At 72.1% G+C, this 26,190-nt stretch carries 23 protein-coding genes; 19 read left to right on the plus strand and 4 right to left on the minus strand.

The genetic code is table 11. From position 1 onward, the window contains the following. Positions 1-32 precede the first annotated feature (32 nt). On the minus strand, positions 33-1,169 hold the full coding sequence (locus H4696_RS07725) for a permease (RefSeq protein ID WP_086864619.1): 1,137 nt from the start codon (positions 1,167-1,169) through the stop codon (positions 33-35). 105 nt (positions 1,170-1,274) lie between these two features. Beyond that, positions 1,275-1,976, minus strand: a complete 702-nt coding sequence (locus tag H4696_RS07730) for a S1 family peptidase (RefSeq protein WP_086864592.1) — start codon at positions 1,974-1,976, stop codon at positions 1,275-1,277. Between the two features lie 236 nt (positions 1,977-2,212). Between H4696_RS07730 and H4696_RS07735 the strand changes: the two genes are divergently transcribed. Next, entirely contained in the window at positions 2,213-4,963 is a 2,751-nt protein-coding gene (locus tag H4696_RS07735) for an AfsR/SARP family transcriptional regulator (protein ID WP_225955620.1), read from the plus strand. Between the two features lie 341 nt (positions 4,964-5,304). Here H4696_RS07735 and H4696_RS07740 read toward each other — a convergent pair whose 3' ends face one another. Then, positions 5,305-5,811 (minus strand): hypothetical protein, encoded by a 507-nt coding sequence (locus H4696_RS07740; RefSeq protein ID WP_086863471.1) that lies wholly within the window; start codon positions 5,809-5,811, stop codon positions 5,305-5,307. 274 nt (positions 5,812-6,085) lie between these two features. Here H4696_RS07740 and H4696_RS07745 point away from each other — a divergent pair, with 274 nt between their 5' ends. The 5 genes from H4696_RS07745 (at position 6,086) to H4696_RS07765 (ending at position 10,803) form a co-directional block, all read left to right on the plus strand. Then, on the plus strand, positions 6,086-6,631 hold the full coding sequence (locus H4696_RS07745; RefSeq protein WP_225955621.1) for a DUF6801 domain-containing protein: 546 nt from the start codon (positions 6,086-6,088) through the stop codon (positions 6,629-6,631). A gap of 207 nt (positions 6,632-6,838) precedes the next feature. After that, positions 6,839-7,417: a papain-like cysteine protease family protein gene (locus tag H4696_RS07750; protein WP_192782146.1), complete on the plus strand. Its 579-nt coding sequence runs from the start codon at positions 6,839-6,841 to the stop codon at positions 7,415-7,417. Next, positions 7,414-8,181, plus strand: coding sequence for a hypothetical protein (locus H4696_RS07755; RefSeq protein ID WP_086863468.1), 768 nt, complete (start codon positions 7,414-7,416; stop codon positions 8,179-8,181). Before H4696_RS07750 ends, H4696_RS07755 begins: the two co-directional genes overlap by 4 nt. Positions 8,182-8,489: 308 nt before the next feature. After that, positions 8,490-9,518 (plus strand): Lrp/AsnC family transcriptional regulator, encoded by a 1,029-nt coding sequence (locus H4696_RS07760; protein WP_086865377.1) that lies wholly within the window; start codon positions 8,490-8,492, stop codon positions 9,516-9,518. Between the two features lie 46 nt (positions 9,519-9,564). Then, positions 9,565-10,803, plus strand: a complete 1,239-nt coding sequence (locus H4696_RS07765; protein ID WP_192782147.1) for an FAD-binding protein — start codon at positions 9,565-9,567, stop codon at positions 10,801-10,803. A gap of 246 nt (positions 10,804-11,049) precedes the next feature. Here the strand turns inward: H4696_RS07765 and H4696_RS07770 are convergent, their stop codons facing one another. Beyond that, the gene (locus tag H4696_RS07770) at positions 11,050-12,033 is read right to left on the minus strand and encodes a LacI family DNA-binding transcriptional regulator (protein WP_086858544.1); all 984 of its coding nucleotides are present in this window, start codon (positions 12,031-12,033) and stop codon (positions 11,050-11,052) included. Between the two features lie 262 nt (positions 12,034-12,295). On the opposite strand from H4696_RS07770, the gene H4696_RS07775 reads away from it, so the two are divergent. The 13 genes from H4696_RS07775 (at position 12,296) to H4696_RS07835 (ending at position 26,049) form a co-directional block, all read left to right on the plus strand. Continuing rightward, positions 12,296-13,483: a Gfo/Idh/MocA family protein gene (locus H4696_RS07775; protein ID WP_086858543.1), complete on the plus strand. Its 1,188-nt coding sequence runs from the start codon at positions 12,296-12,298 to the stop codon at positions 13,481-13,483. A 211-nt stretch (positions 13,484-13,694) separates the two neighbouring features. Further along, positions 13,695-14,993 (plus strand): ABC transporter substrate-binding protein, encoded by a 1,299-nt coding sequence (locus H4696_RS07780; protein WP_225955622.1) that lies wholly within the window; start codon positions 13,695-13,697, stop codon positions 14,991-14,993. Between the two features lie 3 nt (positions 14,994-14,996). Next, the gene (locus tag H4696_RS07785; RefSeq protein ID WP_086858542.1) at positions 14,997-15,959 is read left to right on the plus strand and encodes a carbohydrate ABC transporter permease; all 963 of its coding nucleotides are present in this window, start codon (positions 14,997-14,999) and stop codon (positions 15,957-15,959) included. After that, positions 15,956-16,801 carry a carbohydrate ABC transporter permease gene (locus tag H4696_RS07790; protein ID WP_086858541.1) on the plus strand — a complete coding sequence of 282 codons (846 nt, stop codon included), beginning with the start codon at positions 15,956-15,958 and terminating at the stop codon, positions 16,799-16,801. Before H4696_RS07785 ends, H4696_RS07790 begins: the two co-directional genes overlap by 4 nt. Before the next feature lie 4 nt (positions 16,802-16,805). Further along, the gene (locus tag H4696_RS07795) at positions 16,806-17,369 is read left to right on the plus strand and encodes a DUF624 domain-containing protein (protein WP_086858540.1); all 564 of its coding nucleotides are present in this window, start codon (positions 16,806-16,808) and stop codon (positions 17,367-17,369) included. Further along, complete coding sequence (locus tag H4696_RS07800; protein WP_086858539.1) at positions 17,366-18,514, plus strand: Gfo/Idh/MocA family protein; 1,149 nt, start codon at positions 17,366-17,368, stop codon at positions 18,512-18,514. The genes H4696_RS07795 and H4696_RS07800 overlap by 4 nt, the downstream gene beginning before the upstream one ends. Beyond that, on the plus strand, positions 18,501-19,778 hold the full coding sequence (locus H4696_RS07805; RefSeq protein ID WP_169734927.1) for a Gfo/Idh/MocA family protein: 1,278 nt from the start codon (positions 18,501-18,503) through the stop codon (positions 19,776-19,778). Before H4696_RS07800 ends, H4696_RS07805 begins: the two co-directional genes overlap by 14 nt. Continuing rightward, positions 19,775-20,710 (plus strand): DUF6807 domain-containing protein, encoded by a 936-nt coding sequence (locus H4696_RS07810; RefSeq protein WP_086858537.1) that lies wholly within the window; start codon positions 19,775-19,777, stop codon positions 20,708-20,710. Before H4696_RS07805 ends, H4696_RS07810 begins: the two co-directional genes overlap by 4 nt. A 10-nt stretch (positions 20,711-20,720) precedes the next feature. Continuing rightward, the gene (locus H4696_RS07815) at positions 20,721-21,992 is read left to right on the plus strand and encodes a pectate lyase family protein (RefSeq protein ID WP_086858536.1); all 1,272 of its coding nucleotides are present in this window, start codon (positions 20,721-20,723) and stop codon (positions 21,990-21,992) included. A 209-nt stretch (positions 21,993-22,201) separates the two neighbouring features. Further along, positions 22,202-22,972, plus strand: coding sequence for a pectate lyase (locus tag H4696_RS07820; RefSeq protein ID WP_086858546.1), 771 nt, complete (start codon positions 22,202-22,204; stop codon positions 22,970-22,972). A 62-nt stretch (positions 22,973-23,034) separates the two neighbouring features. Continuing rightward, a complete protein-coding gene (locus H4696_RS07825) occupies positions 23,035-24,054 on the plus strand; it encodes a pectinesterase family protein (protein WP_086858535.1) in 1,020 nt (339 codons plus the stop codon). Positions 24,055-24,085: 31 nt separating this feature from the next. Next, positions 24,086-25,066 carry an arabinan endo-1,5-alpha-L-arabinosidase gene (locus H4696_RS07830; protein ID WP_086858534.1) on the plus strand — a complete coding sequence of 327 codons (981 nt, stop codon included), beginning with the start codon at positions 24,086-24,088 and terminating at the stop codon, positions 25,064-25,066. 17 nt (positions 25,067-25,083) lie between these two features. Then, positions 25,084-26,049, plus strand: coding sequence for an SGNH/GDSL hydrolase family protein (locus H4696_RS07835; protein ID WP_086858533.1), 966 nt, complete (start codon positions 25,084-25,086; stop codon positions 26,047-26,049). Positions 26,050-26,190: the final 141 nt, after the last annotated feature.

Here is a 26,190-nt window from a genome sequence, read left to right on the forward strand (position 1 = left end):
CTGTACACTCACTCTGGTCGGGACGGCAAGCTTCAGTGCTCGGGGGCGCCGCCCATCATCCGGAGCATGCCGGCTCCGCCGGTGCGGAAGAAGCGGGTCGTCAGTGTCGCGGCGAGCAGCAAGAACGCGATGTTCAGCCACGTCGTGTAGTTCCACGACACGCCTTCGCGCAGCACTGTCGCCGAGCGCTCGGCCGGGATGAGGCCCGCGCCGCCGAAGAGCAGCTCGACCACGTACCCCGCGCCGACCATCGCCGCGTAGAACGTGCCGAGCAGCACCAGTGTCATCCGTGCGCCGTAGTACTTCCGGTAGATGTTCAGGATCGGGAGGATCAGCAGGTCGGCGAAGATGAAGGAGACCACGCCGCCGAAGCTGATGCCGCCGTTCCACAGCACCGCGGCCAGCGGCACGTTGCCGATCGAGCAGACGAACGCGAGGATCGCGACGACCGGGCCGATGAGCGGCCCCCAGATCGCCGAAGCGACGGGGTGGTCGGTGAAGAACAGCGCCCGCCACCACGATTCCGGCACCCACGCGCCGACCGCGCCGGCGATCAGCAGCCCGATCACCAGGTCGCGCAGGATCGCCGCCCACTCCATGACGAACACGTGCGCCACGGCGGTGAAGCCGTCCCCGGAGAACAGCCGCTGTCGGAAGGTGCCGGTGCCCTGGACGGACATGTCCATCGCCGCGTGGCCCTCCATCGACCCGGCGATGCCCTTTTCCGCCTGCTCGCGGGCCTTCTCCAGCAGCTGCCGGCGGACGAACAGGCGGAACAGCACCGCCAGCAGCACGATCATGATCGGCCCGCCGACGAACTCGGCGGCGGTGAACTGCCAGCCCATCAGCAGGGCCAGGATGATCCCCAGCTCGACGACGAGGTTCGTCGACCCGATCTCGAACGCCATCGCGGCGGTGAAGTGCGCGCCCCGGCGGAACAGCGACCGCGCCAGCGCGACGGCGGCGTAGGAACAGGACGACGACGCCGCGCCGAGCAGCGACGCCACCGCGAGCGTGCGCGGCCGGTCGTCACCCAGCAGCCGCACGATCGTCGACTTCCGGACCACCGACTGGACGACAGCGCTCAGCAGGAACCCGAGGATCAGCGCCCACAGGATCTCCCAGGTCATCGACCCGGCCATGGCCAGTGCCTCGCCGATCTCCGCCACGTCCGCCACCTCCCTCGCGAAAAGGTACCCCCGGGATCGCGACGGGGAAACGCGAACGCCCGCCGTGTCCTTTGTGGACGCGGCGGGCGGTTCGGTGAAAAGGGCTCAGACGCCCGCGGTGGAGGAGATCCAGTCGCGGTACTTCGTGATGTTGATGTACGCGGTGTACGACTGCCGGTCGCTGGTCGAAGCCACGCCGACCTGCTTGCCGTTCGCGTACATCGGGCCGCCGGAGTCGCCGCCCGCCGTGATGCCGTCGCCGCGGTTCGCGCAGACCGAGACGCCCGCCGCGCCGTCCGGGCAGTCGATCGACGTCACGCTGACCTTCGCCACCTTGAGCAGCTGGGACTGGCACTCGATCTCGGGCTTGTCGGTGCAGGTCGCGCCCCAGCCGTAGACCTCGGCCTGATCGCCCACCTTGACGTCGCCTTCGCTGCCCAGCGGCGCGTACTCCGTCTGCACCTGCTGGTCGATCTGCACCAGCGCGATGTCCGCGTCGGGTGCCTCGTGCACCGAAGTCGCGTTGACCGTGGTGCCCTTCGTCTGGTCGAGGTCGCCGACGTGGAAGCTGATCGCCTGGCCGTTCGCGCCCTGCGTGCAGTGGCGGGCGGTGAGGATCCAGTCCGGCGCGATGATCGTCGCCGAGCAGATCTCCTGGCCGCCGGCGAACATCCGGGCCGCGGAGTGGAGCGAGTCGGCGTTGCTGCCGTCGATGATGGCCGGCTGCGCGGCCAGGGCGGGCGCCGCGGCGACGAACGCCGAAAGGAAAACACCGGAGACGACTACGCCGGTTCGCGCGATACGCACTTTAGGATCAACCTCCAGCCGCGGACCGGGGCCTCGCGGTGACGGGGTGGTCAAGGACACACCTACCGTCACCGCTGTGGGTGATTCTCCGAAACCCGCCGATAGTCGGTTGATCAAGGACGCGACTTTCGTCGTGCGCCGTCCGGCCCAGCGTGCTGCCAACCGAGTGACAACGACGCCGGCGATGTCAGCGAATCGCTCACGGGCGCGACGACGTCTCGTTAAAGTCCCGCTCGATGGGGCCAGAAGTGCGGTTTCACCTGCTCGGACCGCTGACCGTGACGGTCGGCGGCCGGCCGCTGCCGCTCGGCGGGGCGAAGCAGCGGGTACTGCTGGCGCACCTGCTGCTCAACGCCAACCGGACGGTCACGCCCGGCCAGCTCGTCGAGATCATCTGGCCGCGGGAACCACCGACGTCGGCCACCGCCAACCTGCAGACCTACGTCTGGCGCCTGCGCCGCCTGCTGCCGGACACGCTCCTGCGCACCCACGGGCCGGGGTACTCGCTCGCCGTCGATCCCGACGCCGTCGACGCGCACCGGTTCACCCGGCTCGTCGGCGACGCGAAGCGCGCGGACCGCCCCGAAGCCGCGCTGGCACTGCTGGCCGAAGCCGAAGCGCTGTGGCTCGGCGATCCCCTCGAGGACCTGCCCACCGCGCCCGCGTGGGACGCCGAACTCGGCCGGCTCGTCGAGAACCGGCTGGCCGCGGTCGAGGAACGGCTGGCGTTGCAGGTGTCGCTGGGCCGGCACGACCCGGCGATCGCGGAGCTCACCGTGCTGCTCGCCGAGCACCCGTACCGGGAACGCCTGTGGCAGCAGTACTTGCTCGCGCTCACCGGCGCGGGCCGCCGGGCCGAAGCGCTGCGCGCGTACTCGACCGCGCGGGAGCGCCTGGTCACCGAACTCGGCGTCGAACCGGGGCCGGAACTGCGGGCGCTGCAGGCCGCGATCCTGTCCGGCGAGCCGCTTCAGGCGCCTTCGCCGGAGCCCCGGCCGGTGCGGCAGCTCCCGGCGGACCTGCCGGACTTCACCGGCCGCGAAGACTACGTCCGGGAGCTGGAAACCGCCGTCGGCCCGGCGCCGGTGGTGCTGACCGGCGCACCGGGCACCGGCAAGACGGCGCTCGCCATGCACGTCGCCCACCGCCTCGCCGAGCGGTACCCGGACGGCCAGCTGTACGTCGACCTGGCCGGCACCGGCACCCCGCGCGAGCCGGCCGAAGTGCTCGCCGACTTCCTGCACGCGCTGGGCGTCACCGGGAACGCCGTGCCGGCCGGGCTCGGCCAGCGGGCGGCGCTGTTCCGCTCGCGGCTGGCGGGCCGTCGGATGCTGCTCGTGCTCGACGACGCCGCCACGGCCGCGCAGGTCCGGCCGCTGCTGCCCGCCGACGCCGGGTGCGCCGTGCTGGTGACGACGCGCGGGCGGCTGCCGGAGCTGGAAGGCGCGAAGCACGTCGAGCTCGGCGTGTTCGGCGAACGCGAGGCCTCGGCGCTGCTCGCCGGCGTCGCGGGCGCGGACCGGGTCGTCGGCGAACCGGCCGAAGCGGCGGCGATCGTGCGCTGCTGCGGCTACCTGCCGCTGGCGATCCGGATCGCCGGCGCGCGGCTGGCCGGGCGGCAGGCGTGGAGCCTGCGGACGCTGCACGACCGGCTCGCCGACGAGTCGAGCCGGCTGAGCGAGCTGCGCGTCGGCGACCTCGGCGTCCGGCCGAGCTTCGAGCTGAGCCTGCGGCAGCTGCCCGCGCGGGCGCGGACCGCGTTCTGCCGCTCGGCGGTGCTGGGCGCGCAGGACTTCCCGAGCTGGGTGGTCGACGCGGTGCTCGGCCGCGACGACACGCACGAGGTGCTCGACGTGCTCGTCGACGCCAACCTGGTTTCGCTCGCGGGCCGGGACGCCGGCGGGCAGCCGCGCTACCGGCTGCACGACCTGCTTCGGTGCTACGCGGCGGAATTGCTGGCGGAGGAACCGGTTGCGACGCAGCGGGAAACGCTTTCCCGCGTGCTGTCGGTGCTGCTGGCGCTGGCGAAGACGGCCGCCGCGGGCCTGCCCCCGGCGTTCGGCGCGATGACGGGCCCCGCGCTGCCCGCCGCGAGCCCGAAACTGCCCGCCGCCCCGCTGGAGTGGTTCACGGCCGAACGCAAGCTCCTCGCCGGCGCGGTCCAGCTCGCGGCGGACGCGGGTCTCGACGAACTGGCCTGGCAGCTGACGGCGGCGGCGGTCCCGTTCTACGACCTGCGCGGCGCGTACGACGAGTGGCGCCGCAGCCACCTGACCGCGCTGGCGGCCGTCGAGGCGGCGGGGAACCGGGCGGGCGCCGCGGTGCTGCACCGCGGCCTCGGCCAGGTCCGGCTGTACCACGACGAATACGAGGCGGCGGTCGGGGACATGGACCGCTCGGCGGCGCTGTTCCGTTCGCTGGGCGACGTCCGTGGCGAAGCGCTGGCGGTGGCGGGCCTCGGCACGGTCGCGCGGGTCCGGGACCAGCCCCGCGAGGCCCTCGGCCACTACCGGCGGGCTCTGACCGGTCTCGAGCGCGCGGGTGACCGCACCGGCGTTGCCCAGATGCGCAACGCGATCGGCTCGACGTACGCGCTGCTGGGCGAGTTCACCGAGGCGGAGACGTGGCTGCGGCGGGCCCGTGACCTGGCGCGGGAGATCGAGGACCCGCACCGGGAGGCGAAGGTGCTGACGGAGCTGGGCACCCTGCACCGCGACGCCGGGAGGTTGCCGGATTCGCTGGCGTGCTTGCGGTTGGCGCTGAGCATCCTGGAGGACCTCGACGACGAGCGGTGCAGCGCTTACGCGTTGCTCGGCATCGGGCAGACGCTGTTGAAGGCGGGGGAGCCGGTGCAGGCCCGCGGGGTGTGCGACCGGGCGCTGCGCGTGTTCCGGGAAACCGGGAACCGGCAAGGGGAAACGACCGGGCTGGCGCTGCTGGAGCAGGCCCAGCGGCGGCGCAGCCCGTCGGCGGCGACCCGGGCTTGACCGCGGTGCGGGCAGGCCGGAATCGCACGAGCGGGCGCGCATCGCGGGCTGCTGCGGCCGCTGGTCCAGGCCCAGGTGGGATCGGGCGAGCGGTGCGGAGGTTGACGCGGTCGGCGGTGGGCCTCGCGCCCGGGCCGAATCGGCGCGGCGGCCCAGCCGCTCGCGCCTCGGCGTGCCGCGAAACCGGGAACCGGCAAGGGGAAACGACGGGGCTGGAGCAGGCCCAGCGGCGGCGCAGCCCGTCGGCGGCGACCCGGGCTTGAGCACCCGCGCGGCGGCCGCCGACGTCCTTCGATCCCCGCGCCGGGCGCAACCCCCAGCCACGCCCGGCGCGACCCCGATCAGTTGCTGTTGCCCGGCTTCCAGCCCAGGTAGTTCGCGAAGTACCCCTGGCGGGCGTGGCCGATCGCGCCGTTGACGCTCGTCGCCCAGACGCCGCCGGTGCCGTCGGCGATGCCGACGTGGCCGTAGGCCGAGATGTTCCAGAACACGAACGCGCCGCGGGGCGGGGTGCCCGTCGTGTGGCGGGCGCCGTCCGAGGAACGCCAGTGCTCGATCGCGCTCGCGTGGTGCGTCGTGCGGTTCCAGGCCAGGCGCACCGCCCGCTCGCAGTAGCCCTGGTAGGCGGTGCTGCCGTTGCGGCTGGAGAACCAGGAGATCGCCTGGTTGGCCGTCCGCGCCGCGACGAGGTCGGCGGCCGAATCGGTGAGGACGGCGCCCGGCTCGGCGATGTCCGCGGCGGTGACCTCCGAGTACACCTCCGACGGCGCGGTGGCGGCCGAAGCGACGGTGGCGCCGCCGAACAGCAGGGCGGCCGACAGCGCAGCGGCCTGGCAGATGGTTCGCATGGGTGTGTCTCCCTCAGTGGGCCGGGTGCCCCGGCGTTGGGAGAACCCTGCGGGCTGGCGCTACACGGCCACTACACCGCCGCTCTCGCCGGACGGTGACAAAAACCGGGTCCGCCCGGCCAAACACGCGTGACAAATTCCCAAGCAACGGAAAAGGAGAATAGCCGGTTGGACAGTTTCCACCTACGATCCGAAAGTCCGTTCGACGATGAAAGGATCCGATATGACGGAAACCCCCGTTCGTAAAACCGGCCGCCGATTCCTCGGAATGGGAATGGCCGCGTTGCTGGCGGGCGCGGTCGCCGTGGCGGGTGCCGGGCCGGCCGCCGCGGCCGAGAAAACGCTCACCTACAAGGGCGGGTTCCCGCTGATCGGCGACCAGCAGGTCTCGGTGGTGGTCAAGGCCGACATCCCGGCGACCGCGACCGCGGGCACGCCGGTTTCGGTGCCGTTCAGCCTCGACGTCGACGCCGGCCAGGCCGCCGGTGACGGCCTGCGGCTCGTCGGCGCCACCAAGGTCTCCGGCGCGATCAAGTCGAAGGTCAACGTCGCCATCGCCGGCCAGTCGGTGGCGATCCCGATCGAGCTGCCCATCCCCGAGACGCCCGTGCCCGCCGAAGGCTCCCTGAAGTTCACCGCGCAGGGCCAGGTCGACTTCACCGTCCCGGCCGGCACCCCGGCCGGTGAGGCCACGAGCAGCGTCGACGCGGCGGCGACCACCCACGTCGTCACCGACAGCAGCCTCGGCGAGTTCGACGTCGACCTGACGCTCGACCCGCCGGACCAGGACGCCACCCTGGGCACGACGACGGTCAGCTGACGCGAGCGCACCCCCGCCGGAATCCGTCCGGCGGGGGTGAGCCGGTGCCGGAATCCGGCACCACGGGAAATGCCGGGATCCACCGGAAACCGTTCCTTCCCAACGTGTTCCTCCCTTAGTAGGTACCGGATGCACGGGCCGGGCGCGGAGTATTCCGTGCCACCACACCGCCTCGTCACCGGCTGGAGGTCCACCTTCGTGAAAACCATGCCAGGAGTCCTTCGTGGACTCGCGATCCTTTCGGCCGCCACGGCCGCGGCCGTAGCGCTGCAGGCGCCGGCCGCCGCGGCCGCCGCGCGCAGCGACCTCGGCATCACCATGCAGGCCCAGGAGAAGGACCAGTGGTGCTGGGACGCCAGCGGCAACACCATCGCCGACTACTGGGGCCATTCCCTGACCCAGACCCGGTTCTGCCAGATCGCGCACAACGAGTCCGGCAGCGACTGCGCCAACAACCAGGGCTACCTGTCCGACCAGCAGCGGGTGTTCCGCTACCTCGGCTTCACCAGCGCCGGGACGTACAACTCGAACGGGCAGGTCCTGACGTTCACCGGCATCAAGAACCAGATCGACGCCGGGCAGCCGATCGGCACCCGCATCGGCTGGCGCTCCGGCGGTGGCCACATGCACGTGCTCTACGGCTACGACAATTCGAGCGGCGCCACCCGCGTCGAATACGGCGACCCGTGGCCGAACAACAGCCGCTACAACTCGATGAACTACGACACCTACCGTTCGAACACCCAGTTCCAGTGGACCCACACCGTGTACGGAATCGAGGGATGAGCGTGCTGCGGAAAGCGATGGGCGCGGCCGTGCTGGCCGGCGCCGCGATGCTCGCCACGGCCGGGGCCGCGAGCGCGGCGGACGGGCCAGCCGGCACCCCGACCGCCGCGGACACCGCCGCGATCGGGCAGCTCACCGGGAGCCCGGCGACGGCGGACCGGCTGGCCTCGACGAAGTTCCCCGGCGCCCGCGCAGCGGCGGCAGCGAACGCCGCGAAAGCCGACCCGCGCACCCAGGTCGCGGTGTACGAGCCGACGGCGGCGTTCGTCGCGGGGAAGTCGGACGTCCCGGCCGAACTCGCCTACGTCGCCGTGCCGGCGCGGACCGGCGACGGCGCGGAAGCGACGGTCTGGGCCGAGCGGCAAGGCCCGGCCTGGACCGTGGTGAACGTGGCGTCCGGCGACTACGAGCAGCGCTACGCCCAGGCCGCCGCCGGGGGCTACCTCCTGCACGAGCCGCAGGTCAACGCCTGGTACGCGGTCCACGGCGATTCCGTGACGGTCCTCGACGGCTCGGTCACCGGCCTGGCGGCGGGCACGAAGCTCGCGCTGGCGGACTACCGGGCGGCGCTGCACCAGAGGTACGCGGACAAGCTGCCGGGTTCGACGTACGACCGCGACGGTGCGGGCGGTGGGTACGGCGGCCGCGAGCGCGCGGTCCCGGCCGCGGACCCGGGCGACGTCCCGGTGCTGCCGTTCGCGCTCGGCGGGGTCGTGCTGCTGGCGGCCGGCGCGGTCGTGGTGCCGCGGCTGCGGCGCCAGTAGCGGGACGTCCCGAACGACCGCCCACCGCGTCCGGCGACAGGGCTCCGGCAAAGTCGCGTCGGTGCAGCCCGCAGCGTTGCACCAGCGTCTTGAATGACTCATTCAGGACCTCCGAAGACCTGAATGAGTCATTCAAGACGTCGGGCGAGCGGGTCACCGACGGCAGAGCGGCCCAGCCGCGTGACGTTGCTGGGACCCCGGCCGTGATGTCGTGAACGACTCGTTCATGTCGTCTGGTGAGGTGAACGACCCGTTCAAGACGTCCCGGCGGCCCTTGGCAGGTGATCATGATCAGGGCACAATGCGCCATGCCCGTTCCTTCGGCTCCGCCGGAACCGGCGCGCCCGAGTGCTTCGGACCTCGCGCTGGTGGAGGCGCTGCAGCGCGACCCGCGGGCGCCGTGGACCCGGATCGCCGCCGCCGTGGGCACCGACGCCACGACGGCGGCCCGCCGCTGGGACCGGCTGCAGGCGGCCGGGCTCGCCTGGCTCACCGCGTACGTCACCGCTCCGACCACCACGGTCGGGTACGTCGACGTGGCCTGTCGCCCGGACGCGCTCGCCGCCCTCACCCAGGAGCTCTGCGGCTGGCCGGCGGTGTTCAGCGTCGAGCGCACGACCAGCCGGTTCGGGCTGTTCCTGTCACTTGCGGCGCGCGACCTCGACGCACTGGACGCACTGGTCACCGGCCGGATCGGCGCCCTGCCCGGGGTGCTGGAGGTGCGGTTCGCCGTCGCCACCCGCGTCTACCGCGAGGGCAGCGGCTGGCTGGTCAACGCGCTGGCCCCGGAACAGCGGGCGGTGCTGGACGACACCGCGGAGCAGGCCCGGCTGGTCGTCCCGCAGCAGTGGAACGACCGGGACCTGCGTGCGCTGGTGGAGTCCCTCGGCGAGGACGGGCGGCGCAGCTACGCCGAGCTGGCCCGCGACTGCCGGATGAGCGAGTCGGCGGTGCGGCGCGCGCTGGCGCGGATGGTGCGCAACCACGAACTGGACTTCCGCTGCGACCTCGCGCACGTCCCGGCGGGCTGGCCGGTGATCGCGGGCTACCGCCTGGACGTCGCCGCGACGGACCTCGACCGCGCCGGCGCGGCGATCGCCCAGCTCCCGGAAACCCGGCTCTCGGCGGCGGTCGTGGGGGAGGGCAACCTGGTCGTCTCGGCGTGGCTGCGCGAGCCGGCCGGCTGCACGGCCTACGAGTCGGCGCTGGCGGCCGCGGCCCCGGGCGCGCGCGTCGTCGACCGCGCGATCACGCTGCGGATGCCCAAGCGGATGGGCCGCCTGCTCGGTCCCCGCGGCCTCGGCGGCACCCACCAGGCGATCATCCCGGCGCGCTGAGCGTAGGGTCGGAGGCGGATCTCCGGCACGGGAAAGGGCGCAACGGGTGGGCGAGTCGAACTGGGCCGGGAACCACACCTATGCGGCGGGCACCGTCCTGACGCCGCGGACGGTGGACGAAGTGCGGGAGGCCGTCGCCGGCGCGAGCCGCGTCAAGGCCCTCGGCAGCCGCCACTGCTTCAACGACATCGCGGACTCCCCGGGCGGGACGCTGCTGGACCTGCGCGCGCTCGACGCCGGCGTGGAGATCGGCGACGGCACGGTGACCGTCGGCGGGTCCGCGCGCTACGGCGACTTCGCCGAGCAGCTGCACGCCGCCGGCTTCGCCCTGCCCAACCTGGCTTCGCTCCCGCACATCACGGTGGCCGGCAGCGTCGCGACCGGCACCCACGGCTCCGGGCGGCGGCAGCCGGGGCTCGCCGCGGCCGTCTCGGCGGTCGAGCTGGTCACCGCCGACGGCGGCCTGCGGACGTTCACCCGCGCCGACGCCGAGTTCCCCGGCCTGGTCGTCGGGCTCGGCGCGGTCGGGGTCGTCACCCGGCTGACGCTCGACACGGTGCCCGCGTTCGACGTCCGCCAAGACGTCTTCGACGCCCTGCCGTGGGAGGCCGCGTACCGGCACTTCGACGAGATCGAAGACGCCGGGTACAGCGTCAGCCTCTTCACGAACTGGGCGAACGACGCCATCGACCTGGCGTGGGTCAAGAGCCGGGAAGGCGCTTTCACCGAGCGGAGCGAGCTGTTCGGCGCGGTTCCCGCGGACGGCCCGCGACACCCGGCGCACGCCGCGGGGATCACGGCCGGGAACTGCACGCCGCAGCAAGGGGTTCCCGGCCCGTGGCACGAGCGGCTGCCGCACTTCGCGCTCGCGTTCACCCCGAGCGTCGGGGACGAGCTGCAGTCGGAGTACTTCGTGCCGTACGAGCACGCGACGGCCGCCATCGCGGCGGTCCGCGAGCTCGCCGGGCTCGTCGCGCCGGTGCTGCTGGTGTCGGAGATCCGCGCGATCGCGGGCGACGAGCTGTGGCTGAGCCCGTGCCACGGCGGCGACCGCGTCGCGCTGCACTTCACCTGGCAGCCGCGTCAGGCCGAGGTCGAGGCGGTCCTGCCGGTCCTCGAGGAACGCCTGGCCGGGTTCGGCGCGCGGCCGCACTGGGGCAAGCTCTTCCACGACGTCCGCGGCGACTACCCGCGCCTGGCCGATTTCCGGGCGCTGGCGGCGACTCTCGACCCGGGCGGCAAGTTCCGCAACCCGTTCCTGGACCGGCACGTCTTCGGCACCTGATCCGCCGGGACGGCTCCCGGCGGGCCACCCGCCCGTCGTGGCGCTCCGGCGACCGGGCCTGGTCCGGTCGTCCGGCGGCGGGAGAATCGCCCCAATGTGGCGTTGGGTGCGTCTGACGCACCCAACGCCACATTGGGTGCGTCGAGCGCACCGAACGCCACATTGGGTGCGTCGCCGCCGGTGCCGCCGGGCCCCGGTGGTCCCTGAGCACACCTGCTGCCGGAGCGATGGTCCAGACTGGCCGTACTAGCTCGCCGGGGGAGCCGTGGTGGCGCGCACGATGAGATACGTGTCGAGCACCTGCGCCGTGCGCTCGTCCGCCTCGCCGTCGAGCAGGCCCAGCAGGATCGTCACCGCCGCGCGGCCCGCCGCCTCCGTCGGCATCGCGATCGTCGTCAGCGGCGGCGCGGAGATGGCCGCGAACACCAGGTCGTCGAAACCGACCAGGCTGATCTCGTCCGGCACCGGCACGCCGCGGGCGTTGAGCCGCGCCAGCGCGCCGAAGGCGACGAGGTCGTTGTAGGCGACGATCGCCGTCACGTCGGCCGCCAGCGCGAGGTCCGCGCCCTGCAGCCCGCCCTCGAACACCGGCGGGAACGGGCCGAACTCGACGACGTCGGTGCCGTGCCGCTCGGCCGCCTCCGCCAGGCCGTGGCGCCGGGCCCGGTTGGCCCACGACGCCCGCGGCCCGCCCAGGTAGGCGCAGCGGCGGTGGCCGAGCGCGGCCAGGTGCTGGATCGCCTGCCGCATCCCGTCCGCGGCGTCCATCACGATCGACGGGATGCCGGCCACCTCCCGGTTGAGCAGCACCAGGGTGGTCTGCCCGGCGAGCGCGCGGAGCTGGTCGTCGGTCATGCTCGGGCTGCACAGCACGACGCCGTCGACCTGCTTCGCCATCCGGCGGACGAGGTTCTGCTCGGTCGCCGGGTCCTCGTCGCTGTTGGCGAACAGCACGGCGATGTCGTCCTGGCGCGCGCGGGCCTGGACGCCGTTGAGCACGCCGGTGAAGAACGGGTTGCCCAGGTCCGAAACCACGATGCCGATGTGCCCGGTGCGCGCGGTGGGCACCGGCTGGGGCGTGCCCACCGCGTGGTAGCCCAGTTCGGTCGCCGCGGCCAGCACCCGCGTGCGGGTCTGCCGGCGGACCAGATCCGGTGACGTGAACGCCCGGGACACCGTCGAGATCGACACGTTGGCGAGGCGGGCGACGTCGTGAATCGTCACGGTCACGGCTACTCCTCATGGTCCTGCACCATGATGGAAACGCCCGGCAGCGTTGTCAACAAATGCTGCAAACCCATCATGCGTTTCCAGTAAGCGCTATCTCGAATCACCCACCTCCGTTCGGAGTACCTTTGTTTCGATGAATTCGACGAACGTTGACACTCTTGTCCGGAACGCCTTACCGTGACGACCGGAACTTTCTCCCGAACGCCTCACCCATTTCGTCACCTTCCGCGCGGCCCGGGCGGGCCCCGCCGATCGGAGACCCATGCCGGGGAGCCGGAGCCGCACCGCCGCGGACCCGCCGAGGCTGGCCGTCGTCGGCACGTCCGGCTACGCGTTCAGCTACCTGCACCGCGCGCGCATCCTGCACGACGAGGGCCTGGTCCGGTTCGCGGGCATGGCCGACATCCGGGTGCCCTCCGCCGCCGCGATCGCGCTGCTGCCCGAGGGGGCCACGGCGCACCTTGGCGTCGACGACCTGCTCCGCCGGTGCCGCCCCGACATCACCGTCGTCGCGACCCCGCCGCACGCCCACGTCCGGGTCGGCGGCGCGGTGCTGCGCGCGGGCGGTGACCTGCTCCTGGAAACCCCACCGGTGCTCGACCTCGCCGGGTTCACCACGCTGACCCGGCTGGCCGCGGAATCCGGCGCGGCCTGCCAGACCGGGTTCCAGAGCTTCGGTTCCCCGGCCCTGCCCGTCCTGCGCGCGGCGATCGACGCCGGCCGGCTCGGCGACGTCGTGGGCGTCGGCGCGGCCGGGGCGTGGATCCGCACCGACGCCTACTACCGCCGCAACCCGTGGGCGGGCCGCCGGTGGCTCGACGGCGAGGCCGTCGTCGACGGCGCGCTGACCAACCCGTTCTCCCACGCGGTGGCCACCGCGCTGCTCGTCGGCGGGGTCGGCGGCCGCGACCCGGCGGAAATCGCGCTCGAGCTCTACGGCACGCGCGACATCGAAGCCGACGACACCGCGTGCCTGCGCATCCGGTTCGCGGCCGGTCCCGAGGTCGTCGTCGCCGCGTCGCTGTGCGCGGAGCAGGACCACGAGCCCTACGTGGTCGTGCACGGCACGAAGGGCCGCGCGAAGTTCTGGTACAAGAGCCACCGCCTGGAGCTCGACGACGAGCGCGTCCACCTCGGGGCCCCTGCCGACCTGCTGCGCAACCTGGTGGCCCACCGCCGGGACCCGGCCGGGGTGCCGCTGCTCGCGCCGCTGGCGCGGACCCGGGCGTTCGCCTCGGTGGTCGGGGCGGTCCGGGACGCGCCGTCGCCGTCGCGGATCCCGGCGGGCTGGATCCGCACGGTCGGCGAGGGGGCGAGCCGGCACCCGGTGGTGCGGGGGATCGGCGAAGAGGTCGCCGTCGCCGCGGACCGGCTGGCGCTGTTCTCCGAAATCGGCGTCCCGTGGGCGAGCGCCGCGCGGGCGGCGAGGACCGCCCAACGCACCGGATAGCGCGTGCCGGTGCCCATCGCGCTGGCAGCCCCGGTCATCCACCCGGTTGCTGTAAGCGCTTTCTCAACGTGCCCTCATTTCCCTGAAACCATTGCTGCACAAGGGTTGTACTCCCGATTCGACCGTTGACACCGGTGTGGCGCACTGCCTACCGTGAGCGCGCTGACAGCGTTTTCAGAAAAGTGCTGACCGGCTGAGGACGGAGAATTCGATGGGGCGGACAACTGTGCGTGGGACCCGGCGCGGGCTCGCCGCGCTGGCCGTGGTGGTTCCCCTGCTGCTGACCGGGGTGGCCGCGTGCGGCTCGGGCTCCGGGTCCGGCGACGGGGACGTGACCATCACCTTCGTCTGGTGGGGCAGCGACGGCCGCGCGAACCTGACGAAGAAGGCCGTCGAGCTGTTCCAGCGGAAGAACCCGAAGATCAAGGTGCAGACGTCGTTCTCGGCGTACGCGGCCTACTGGGAGAAGCTGGCGACGCAGACGGCCGGGGGCAAGCCGCCGGACGTGCTCAACGTCGACACGCGGTACCTGGCCGAGTACGGCGGCCGGGGCGTGCTGGCCGACCTGAACCAGGGCGCGGGCAAGGCGATCTCGCTCGCCGACGTCAACCCTGAGCTGGCCGCCACCGGGGTGTACCAGGGCAAGCGGTACGCCGTGCCGTGGGCGCAGAACACCCCGGCGATGATCTACGACCCGGCGGCCTTCACCGCGGCCGGCGCGGACCCGGCCAAGGGCATGACGTGGCAGCAGTACGCCGACGCGACGCAGAAGGTCAGCGCCGCCAGCGGGTTCGCCGCGCGCGGTGCGACCGACTTCGGCATCCTCGACACCACGCTGGAGATCTGGCTGCGCCAGCAGGGCAAGCAGTTCTACACCCCCGAGGGCAAGCTCGGTTTCACCGCCGACGACCTGCGCCGCTACTGGCAGCTCGCGAGCAGCTTCCGGGACGCCAAGGGCGCCTCGCCCGCGGACGTCACGGCGTCCTACAACACCTCGCCTGAGCAGGCGCCGCTGGGCAAGAAGCTGACCAGCTCGGAGTTCGCCTACGACAACCTGCTGCCCGCGTACCAGAAGGCGAACGGCAAGCCGCTGAACGTGGCGCCGTACCCGAGCGACAAGGCCGGTGAAACCGGGCAGTACCGGCGGCCGTCGATGTTCCTGGCCGTCTCGGCCCGCAGCGCGCAGCAGGAGGCGGCCGCGAAGCTCGTCGACTTCCTGGTGAACGACGCCGAGGTGGGCAAGATCGTCGGCACCGACCGCGGGCTCGCCCCGAACCTCAAGGTCCGCGCGCAGCTGGCGGGGTCGGCGACCGGCAACGACAAGACCCTCTACGACTACGAAGCCGCGCTGGAACCGAAGCTCGGGGCCGCCCCGCCGGTGCCGCCGAAGGGTGCCGGCGCGATCCAGAAGCTGCTGCAGCGCACGTACGAAGAGGTCGCGTTCGGGCGGATGAGCATCGACGACGCCGTCAGCCGGTTCATGACCGAAGCCGAGAAGGGGCTGTCGTAGCCGATGACGACCCTGCGTACCCCGGACCCGCCGGTCGCTCCCGAAGCGGCCGTGCGCGCCCGGCCGGCCCGGCGCCGCCGGAAGGGCCAGCCGGAGGCCTTCGCGTTCCTGACGCCGTGGCTGCTCGGCGCGGTGGCGCTGACCGTCGGCCCGATGGTCGTCTCGCTGTACCTGTCGTTCACCGACTACGACCTGTTCACCGCACCGGACTGGGTCGGCTTCGGCAATTTCACGCACATGTTCACCGACGACGACCGCTACCTGCAGTCGGTGAAGGTCACGCTGATCTACGTCCTGGTTTCGGTGCCGCTGAAGCTGACGGTGTCGCTGCTGGTGGCGATGCTGCTGAACACCCGCCGCGGCGCGAACGGCTTCTACCGGGCGGCGTTCTACGCGCCGTCGCTGCTCGGCGCCAGCGTCGCGGCGGCGCTGGTGTGGCGGGCGCTGTTCATGGGCGGCGGCCCGGTGAACGAGGTGCTGGCGTTCTTCGGCTGGCACACGCCGAGCTGGGTCGACGACCCGCAGTTCAGCCTGGCCTCGATCGTGCTGCTCGGGGTGTGGCAGTTCGGCGCGCCGATGGTGATCTTCCTGGCCGGGCTCAAGCAGATCCCGGCGGAACTGCACGAGGCCGCGGCGATCGACGGCGCGGGCGCGTTCCGCCGCTTCCGGCACATCACGCTGCCGATGCTGTCGCCGGTGATCTTCTTCAACCTGGTGATGGAGGCCATCCACGCGTTCCAGGCGTTCACCCCGGCGTTCGTCATCGGCGGCGGCCGCGGCGGCCCGGCCGATGCGGACCTGTTCTACACGCTCTACCTGTTCGAGGTCGGCTTCCAGGACTTCCGGATGGGCTACGCCTCGGCGATGGCGTGGGTGCTGCTGGCGGTGATCGCGATCGTGACGGCGATCGTCTTCCGCACCGCGAAGCTCTGGGTGTTCTACGACGACGCCGAGGAGCGGACATGACCGTGCTCCCGCGTTCGGCCCGGTCGTTCGGCTGGCACGTGCTGTGCCTGGTGATCGTGGCGGTGGTGCTGTACCCGTTGGTGTGGCTGGCGTTCGCGTCGGTCAAGCCACCGGACGAGATCCTGTCGAGGCTGGCGCTGCTGCCGACGCGGTTCGTCTTCGACGGCTACACGAAGGGCTGGGAAGGCGCGGCGGACGTCGGGTTCGGCCGCTTCTTCTTGAATTCTTTCCTGGTGGCCGGGCTGTCGGTGGTGGCGAACGTGCTGTCGTGCTCGCTGGCCGCGTACGCCTTCGCCCGGCTGAACTTCCGGTTCCGCGGCGCGCTGTTCGCGTTCATGATCACGACGTTGATGCTGCCCTACCACGTGACGCTGATCCCGCAGTACGTGATCTTCCAGCAGGCCGGGCTGGTCAACACGTTCGTGCCGCTGATCCTGCCGAAGCTGCTGGCGACCGAGGCGTTCTTCGTGTTCCTGATCGTGCAGTTCATGCGCGGCATCCCGCGGGAACTGGACGAGGCCGCGATCATCGACGGCTGTTCGGTGTACCGGACCTTCTGGCACGTGGTGCTCCCGCTGTCGAAACCGGCGCTGGTGACGACGTCGATCTTCACGTTCATCTGGACGTGGAACGACTTCTTCACGCAGATGGTGTACCTCAACGACACGGAGAAGTTCACGGTGCCGCTGGGGCTGCGGCTGTTCGTGGACACCAGCAGCCAGTCGAACTTCGGCGCGATGTTCGCGATGTCCGCGCTCGCGCTGGTCCCGATCGTGCTGTTCTTCCTCGCCTTCCAGCGCCTGCTGGTGGAGGGCGTGAGCACCAGCGGCCTGAAGGGGTGAGGGGATGCGCGAAGCGACGTGGCGGGCGGGGCTGGGGGAGTTCTCGGACTGCCTGCTGGCGGGATTGCTGGTGGCACTGGCGTCGGTGCCGGTGGTGACGGCGGCCCCGGCGCTGGTGGCGGGTTGTCGTGCGGTCGACCGCTCCCGGAGGGGGGTGGGCGGTCCACTGTGGACGACGTTCTGGGCGGACTTCCGTGCGGTGGTCCGTGGTGGGGTGGTGTTCGGGTTGGGGTGCCTCGCGGCGGTGGTGGTGTTCGCGGTGGACCTGGAGGTGGCGGGTTCGCTGCCGGGCGCCGGGTTGCTCCGGCCGGTACTGGGGGTGCTGGCCGGAGCGGCGGTGGTGGTCGCGGTGCGGACCTGCGAGTCCGTCTCGTCAGGCGAACCGTCCTGGCGCCGCGCAACCTTCGCCGCCGCCCGCGGCACCGCAGCCTCACCCGGCAATGTCGCACTCCTCGCCGGAGCCGTCCTCCTCTCCGCCGTCCTCGTCTGGATGCTCCCCATCCTCGCCTTCGTGGTCACCGGCCCCCTCTGCCTCGCCGCCGTCGCGACCCGCGGTCCGCGGTCATGATCCCCGCCGTCGTCGTCTTCGGGACCGCCGGGCACGCCCTCACCCACCTCCGCCGCGCCCGCGCGCTCCACGATCGCGGCGAGATCGTCCTCGCCGGCGCGTGCGACGTCCGCGAGCCGCCGGAAGAAGCCTGCGCGCTCCTGCCAACCCACGCCAAACTCACCACCGACCCCGGAGAACTCGCCGCCGGCGCGGACATCGCCGTCGTCGCGACGCCGCCGCACACCCACCTGCCGCTCGCCCGCGTCGCACTCCAAGCCGGGTGCCACCTGCTGGTCGAGAAGCCCCCAGTGCTCGACCTCGACGGATTCGGCGAACTCGAGCGGCACGCCCGTGACCGCGGCCTCGCCTGCCAGACCGGGTTCCAGAGCTTCGGCTCGGCCGCCGTCCCGCTCGTCCGGGCGGCGATCGGGCGCGGGGAGATCGGGACGGTCACCGGGATCGCCGCCGCCGGGGCCTGGATCCGGCGGGACCGGTACTTCGGGCGGACCGAGTGGGCGGGACGGCGCCGCGTCGGCGGGCAGCCGGTCGTGGACGGCGCCCTCACCAACCCCTTCGCGCACGCCGTGGCGACCGTTTTGCTGCTCAACGGGACCGCGAACCTGCTCCCGGACCAGCTGACCGTCGAGCTCTACCGCGCCCGCGACATCGAATCCGACGACACCGCCTGCGCCCGGCTCGCCTTCGCCGGCGCGCCGGACATCGTCGTCGCGGCCACGCTCGCCGCCGCGGCCGATCACCAGCCCTACGTCCTCGTGCACGGCACCGAAGGCCGGATCCGGTGGGAGTACAAGACCGACCGGCTGGAGATCCGGGGGACGCCGATTCCCGTCGACCCGCCCGAAGACCTCCTGGTCAACCTCGTCGAGCACCTGCGTGACGGCGTTCCGCTGCGGGCGCCGCTGTCGGCGACCCGGGCCTTCACCGCGCTCGTCGAGGCGGTCCGCGACGCGCCCGAGCCGCGGCCGCTGCCCAGCGGGTGGGTCCGGGCCGTCGGGAGCGGGCCCGACCGGCACCACGTCGTGCCGGGCGTCGACGTCGCCGTGGACACCGCCGCCGAGCGGCTCGCCCTCTTCTCCGAACTCGCCCTGCCCTGGACCGGCGCCGGTGCGCGCGCCGGAGAGAGAGGTGATGGTGGTGCGTAGGTACGCGATCGTCGGCCTGGGCTCCCGGGCCGGGCTGTTCGCCCGGGCACTGGCCGGGTCGCCGCGGGCGGAGCTCGCCGCCTTCTGCGACTCCACCGAGACCCGCATGCGCGTCCACAACGGCTGGCTGGGCACGGCGGTGCCCGGCTACCGGCCGGCCGACTTCACCGCCATGCTGGCGAAGGAACGCATCGACGTCGTCGTGGTCTGCACGCCCGACCACACGCACGCGGACTACGTCGTCGCCGCGCTCGAGGCCGGCTGCGACGTCGTCACCGAAAAGCCCATGACCACCGACGCCGAAGGCGCCCGCCGGATCCTGGCGGCGCGGCGCGAGACGGGACGCTCGGTGCGCGTCACCTTCAACTACCGCTACAACCCGGTGCACCGCCGAGTGCGGGAACTCCTGCGGGACGGCGCGATCGGGGAGATCGGCTCGGTCGAGTTCAGCTGGCTGCTCGACACCGCGCACGGCGCCGACTACTTCCGCCGCTGGCACCGCGACAAGGCGAACTCCGGCGGCCTGCTCGTGCACAAGTCCGGCCACCACTTCGACCTCGTCAACTGGTGGCTCGGCAGCGGCCCCGAGACGGTGTTCGCGCTGGGCCGGCTCTTCTTCTACGGCGAGGAAAACGGCCGGAAGCACGGGCAGCGGACGGAATACGTGCGGGGCACCGGCACCACCGGCGACCCGTTCGCGCTCGACCTCGACCGCTCGCCCCGGCTGCGGGCGCTCTACCGGGACGCCGAGACCGAGGACGGCTACCTGCGCGACCGCAACGTCTTCGCGCCCGGCATCACGATCGAGGACGACCTGTCGGTGCTCGTGCGCCACCGCGGCGGCGCGGTGCTGAACTACCACCTTCACGCGTATTCGCCGCGCGAGGGCTACCGCGTCGCCTTCTCCGGCAGCGAGGGACGGCTGGAGCTCGACGTCCGGGAAAACGAGCACGCGGGGTCCATCGGTGACCTCCCGCCAGGGGCGCGGGCCGAACCCGGCCGCGCCCGGCTGACGCTGCAACGGCTCTGGGCGCCGCCCGAGGTCGTGCTCGACCAGGTTCTCGGCGAGGGCCACGGCGGCGGGGACGAACGGATGCTCGCCGAACTGCTCGGGGACGCCGAGCCGGACGCCCTCGGCTGCGCGGCCGACCACGACGCGGGGCTGGCGGCGCTGCTCACCGGGCTGGCCGCCAACCGGTCGCTGGTGACCGGACAGCCGGTCGCCGTCGCGGACCTGCTCGCCGAGATCGGGGAGCCGGCGTGAGCCGGGCGGCGGTCGGGGACGGGACGCTGGAGCTGGTCGAGGACGACGACGGCCGGGTGCGGGTCTGCCTCGGCGAACTCGTCCTGGCCGAGTACGTGGTCGCGCCGCCGACCCCGGCCGGGGATTCGCCGAAGCCGTACCTGCACCCGCTGCGCACCACCGCGGGCGAGGTCGTCACCGCGGTCCGGCCGCACGACCACACGTGGCACAACGGCCTGCAGTTCACGATGGCCCACCTGTCGGGCGAGAACTTCTGGGGTGGCCGCACCTACGTGCGCGGCCGCGGGTACACCCCGCTGGACAACAACGGCACCGTCGGCCACGTCCGCTGGGAAAGCCTGGTGTCCGCGGCCGGGCACTGCGAACTGCGGCACGAACTGGCCTGGCGCACCGCGGCCGGGCGGCGCTGGCTGACCGAGCACCGAACGCTGCGCTTCGGTGACGTCTGCGTCGACGACACCGGCGGCGGGCACTGGACCCTCACCTGGACCAGCCGGCTGCGCAACACCAGCGGCCGCGAGCTGCGCTGGGGGAGCCCGGTCACCGAGGGCCGGGACACGGCGGGCTACGGCGGGCTGTTCTGGCGCGGGCCGCGCTCGTTCGTCGGCGGCGACGTCCGGACCCCGGACGGCCGGACGGCGGACGGCGCGATGGGGCACCGCGCGCCGTGGCTCGCCTTCACCGGGCGGCACGACGTCAGCCTGCGGACCTCGACGCTGCTGTTCGCCGACAGCCCGGCCAACCCTGCCTACCCGACGGCCTGGTACGTCCGCGCCGAGCCGTTCCCGGTGGTCAGCTTCGCCACGACCTACCACCGGCCGTGGCTGCTCGAACCGGGCGGCGAACTGACGCTGACCCACCACCTCGTCGTCGTCGACGGCGAGCCGGATCCCGCCCGGCTGGCCGAGCTCGCGGCCCGGGCGGCCGAGTGAAGGAGCCGCCATGCTCTGGAAAGCTTTCGCGGGGTGCCTCGCCCTGATCGGACTGACCTGCGCGCCCGCGTCCGCGCACGGACAGGACCCCGGCCGCGTCGTGCTCGGCGCGCACGACGGCTGGGCCGCGGCGACCACCGGGACGACCGGGGGAGCGGCCGCCACGAGCGTCCGCACGGTGACCAAGCGATCGGAACTCGCCGCCGCGCTGGCGGCGGACCCGGGCGCACCGAAGATCATCCGCGTCCGGGGCACCATCGAGGGCAATGTGGATGCTCAGGACCGGCCGATGAGCTGCACCGACTTCGCCGACCCCGGCTACACCCTGCCCGCCTACCTGGCGGCGTACGACCCGGCGACCTGGGGCAAGGTCGAGCCGTCCGGGCCGCTGGAGGAGGCCCGCGCCCGGTCCCAGGCCAACCAGGCGGCGCAGGTCGTCCTCGACGTCGGGCCGAACACGACCATCATCGGCGACCACGGCACGCTGCACGGGCTGACGCTGCGCGTGACCGGGGACAACGTGATCCTGCGGAACCTGAGCTTCGCCGACGCGCACGACTGCTTCCCGCAGTGGGACCCGCTGGACGGCGCCGACGGCAACTGGAACTCCGAGTACGACAACGTCGACCTGGTCGGCGCGACGCACGTCTGGGTGGACCACAACGACTTCGGCGACGGCGGGAACTCCGAGCAGCCGACGTACTTCGGGCGCAAGTACGAAGTGCACGACGGCCTGCTGGACATCGTGAACGGCTCCGACCTCGTGACGGTGTCGTACAACCGGCTGCACGACCACGACAAGACGATGCTGATCGGGAACACCGACAAGCCCACCTACGACGTCGGCAAGCTGCGGGTCACCGTGCACCACAACCTCTTTTCGGAGATCGGGCAGCGCGCGCCGCGGGTCCGGTACGGGCAGGTGCACGTCTACGACAACCTGTACTCGGTGCGGGACGCGGAAACTTACACGTATTCGCTGGGCGTCGGCGTGGAGTCCCGGATCTACGCGGAAAACAACTTCTTCCGGATCCCCGCTTCGGTGCCGCTCGGCGCGCTGGTCAAGTACTGGAAGGGGACCGTGCTGCACGCGACCGGCACACTGGTGGCCACCGGCACGGCGTGGCCGGAACCGGTGGACCTGCTGGCCGAGTACAACGCGGCGAACGACCCGGACCTCGGCTCCGACGCCGGGTGGACGCCCGCGCTGGTGGAGCGTCTCGACCCGGCGTGGCAGGTTCCCGCGCGGGTGCTCGCCGGCGCCGGTCCCGGCGGCCGCTGACGTTTCGACACTTTCGGTGTTTTCTGAAAAGCGCCGCGGGCGGCGACCATCCGGGCGACTTGCCCGCCGCCCGCGGCGAACGACATTGACACCGACTGCCCGCAACCCGAAACTCGGTGACGAGAAAGCGCTTTCACAACCCGGTCGGACGTTTTCGTCAGCGCCGATTGAAGAATCAGACCAGGGAGTGATGCATGGTTTCCCCAGTGATTTCCCGGATGATCCGGGTGGCGGCGGTCGCCGCGCTCGTGGTTTCCGCGGCGGCCGGCACCGGCGCGAGCGCGTCGGCCGCCACCTGGCCGAGCCCGAGCACGAACGTGCCGGTCGGCGCGACGATCAAGGTCACCAGCGGCACCTACGACGGCGGGCTCAAGCGGTTCTACGGCACCGGCGACCTCGGGTCCGGCGGCCAGGACGAGGGCCAGGACCCGTTGTTCCAGCTCGCCAACGGCACCACGCTGAAGAACGTCGTCCTGGGCAGCCCGGCCGCCGACGGCGTGCACTGCCTCGGCACCTGCACGCTGCTCAACGTCTGGTGGGAGGACGTCGGCGAGGACGCGGCGACGTTCAAGGGCACCTCCGCCTCGCAGACCATGACGATCGACGGCGGCGGCGCGCGCAAGGCGTCGGACAAGGTGTTCCAGCACAACGGTCCCGGCACGATGTACATCCGGAACTTCGAGGTCAGCGACTTCGGCAAGCTGTACCGCAGCTGCGGCAACTGCGGGACGCAGTACAAGCGCAACGTCGTCGTCGACAACGTCACCGCCACCGCGCCGGGCAAGGCGCTCGTCGGCATCAACACCAACTACGGCGACACCGCGAAGCTGACGCGGATCACCATCGTCGGCGACTCGAGCCGCAAGATCGAGCCCTGCCAGAAGTACAAGGGCGTGACCAGCGGCGAGCCGACGAAGATCGGCAGCGGTCCCGACTCGACGAACTGCCTCTACACCACCGCCAACATCACCTACCGGTAGTCCGAGCCGCGCCGCGGGTGCCGGCCGCCGTCCGGTACCCGCGGCGTTCCCAGGGAGGCGTCATGCTCAAGACCCTGCTCGTCGCTTCGGCGCTCGCGGGCGCGGCGCTGGCCGCCCCGCCCGCCGGCGCCGCGGTCGTCAACGTCGTCGTGGCCAAGGACGGCACCGGCACCCACACCACCGTCCAGGCCGGGATCGACGCCGTGTCGGCGGGCGGCACGGTGTCGATCAAGCCCGGCACCTACCGCGAGGTGATCACCGTGCCCGCGGCCAAGACCGGGGTGACCCTGCGGGGGACCACCGGCAAGGCGGCCGACGTAGTCGTCGACTACGACAACGCCAGCGGGACGAAGAAGCCCGACGGGTCGACCTACGGCACGACCGGCAGCGCGACCGCGACGATCGCCGCCAACGGCTTCACCGCGACGGCGCTGACCTTCCGCAACTCCTTCGACCGCAAGGCCCACCCGGAGATCACCGCCACCCAGGCCGTCGCGGTCAAGACGACCGGCGACCGGATGGTCTTCGACAACGTCACCTTCCTCGGGCACCAGGACACGCTGTACGCCGACACCGCGGCCGTCGGCACGACCGGCCGCCAGTACTACCGGAACTGCTCGATCAGCGGCGACGTCGACTTCCTCTTCGGGCGCGCCACCGCCGTGTTCGACCGGGCGACGATCACCGCGCTCGACCGCGGCTCGAACCCGAACGGCTACCTGACCGCGGCCAGCACGCGGCGCACCAACCCGTACGGCTTCCTGATCGTGGGCAGCCGCGTGCTCAGCCCGGCGGCGGCGTCGAGCTTCTACCTGGGCCGGCCGTGGCACCCCAGCGGCGACGTCGACGCGATCGCGCAGGTCGTCATCCGCGAGACCGCCCTGCCGGCGGCGATCAAGGCGGCCCCGTGGACGGACATGTCGGGGTTCTCGTGGAAGGACGCCCGGTTCTTCGAGTACCACAACACGGGTGCCGGCGCGGGCACCGGCACCGACCGGCCACAGCTGACCGCCGCGCAGGCCGCGGACTTCACCGCGCAGCGCTACCTCGCGGGCGGCGACGGGTGGAACCCCGTGCACTGACCGTGAAAACCCCTCGAGCCTAGGACACCCCATGCGCCTGCCCCGCCTGCTCGCCGTCTTGGCCGCCGTCCTGCTGAGCGCGCCCGCGGCCGAAGCCGCCGGCTACCCGGACCCGGGGTACGTCACCGGGGACATCACGGCGGTGCACGACCCGTCGATGATCCGGGCGGCCGACGGCAGCTACCTGCTCTACTCGACCGATCAGTACCTGCAGATCCGCCGCTCGACCGACCGGATCCACTTCACGAAGATCGGCTCGGTCTGGCCGAACGGCGCGCCGTGGACCGCGCCCTTCACCGACCCGGCCCACCCGGGTTACCTGTGGGCACCGGACATCTCGTTCCACAACGGCAAGTACTACCTGTACTACGCGGCTTCCACGTTCGGCTCCCGCAACTCGGCGATCTTCCTGGCCACCAGTGCGACCGGGTTGCCGGGAAGCTGGACCAACCAGGGCATCGTCACGCAGACGAGCACGAGCGACGACTACAACGCGATCGACCCCAACCTGTTCGTCGACTCGGGTGGCCGCTGGTGGCTGAGCTTCGGGTCGTGGTGGACCGGCATCAAGATGTACCGGCTCGATCCGGCGACCGGCAAGCGCAGCACGTCCGACACGGCGCTGCGGAGCATCGCCCAGCGCACCGGCAGCACGTCCGCCGAGGAAGCGCCGTACATCGTGCAGCACGGGAGCTACTACTACCTGTTCGTTTCGTGGGACCTGTGCTGCCAGGGCACGAAGAGCACGTACCGCGTGATGGCCGGCCGGGCCACGTCGATCACCGGGCCGTACACCGACCGCGACGGCGTCCGGCTGACCGCGGGCGGCGGCACGCAGATCCTGGCGAGCCACGGCGACGTCCACGGTCCCGGGCACGTGGCGGTGCTGCACGACACCGACGCCGACGTGCTGGTCTACCACTATTACTACTCCGACGCGACGCCGGCGACGGGCAAGCTCGGCATCAACCTCATCGGTTACGACAGCGCCGGCTGGCCGTACGTTTATTGACTTCCGGGAGTGCCGTCATGCGCCTGTTCCTGACGATCGCCGTCGCCTTGTCCGTGTCGGCCGCCCCGGCGGTGGCCGCCGACGTCCCGGTCACCGACGCGAACCTCGCGTACACCGGCCGCTGGACGACCGAGTCCGCCGGCGCGGTCCCGCACTGGGCCGGCGCGTACGTCACGGCGAAGTTCACCGGCACCACGGTGAAGGTGAAGGCCCGTGACGCGGTGAACTTCTACGCCAGCATCGACAACGGCCCCGACGTGTTCTTCGCCGGGGTGAAGGGCGTCGTCGCGCTGACGCCGTCGGCGCTGCCCGCCGGCACGCATTCGCTGCGACTGTCCTACCGCTCCGGCGACACGATCTTCCAGGGCCTGGTCCTCGACGCGGGCGCGAAGACGGCCCCGGTCACGCTGCCGTCGAAGCTGGTCGAATTCGTCGGCGACTCGATCACGTACGGCGCGCTGACGAGCAAGCTCGCGCTCTCCGCCTACGGCTGGCAGGTGGGGGAGAAGCTCGGCGTGCGGCACACGCAGATCGCGCGCTCGGGCTACTGTCTGGTGGCGGCGTCCGGCTGCGTCGGCCAGGCGGCGCAGTTCTTCCGCACCGACAGCACCGGCGACGCGGCATGGGACTTCACGCGGTACCAGGCCGCCGCGGTGGTGATCAACCTCGGCACCAACGACGCAGGGCACAGCGTCAGCGGGCCGGTTTTCCAAGCGGCGTACACGAAACTGCTGCGGGACATCAGGGCGAAGTACCCGGACGCGACGCTCTTCGCCTTCGAGACGTTGAAGAAGCGGTACGTCACGGAGACGAAGAACGCGGTCGCGGCGGTGGCGGACGCGAAGGTCCGGTTCATCGCCACCGAAGGCTGGCTGACGACCGGCACGGACTACGCGGACGGCGACGGCCACCCCAACGACGCCGGCCACGCGAAGATCGCCGACCGGCTGGCCCCGATCCTCGCCCCGGTCCTCGGTTCCTAGGTGCGGCACCCGGAACGTTCACCAGGCCCGGCGGGGCGCTTCTGGTGCCCCAAGCGCCCCAATGTGGCCTTGGTTGCGTCTTGCGCACCGAAGGCCGCCTTGGGTGCGTCTGACGCACCGAAGGCCACCTTGGGGCGCTTG

The sequence above is a fragment of the Amycolatopsis lexingtonensis genome (genome assembly GCF_014873755.1).
Taxonomy (GTDB): Bacteria; Actinomycetota; Actinomycetes; order Mycobacteriales; family Pseudonocardiaceae; genus Amycolatopsis; species Amycolatopsis lexingtonensis.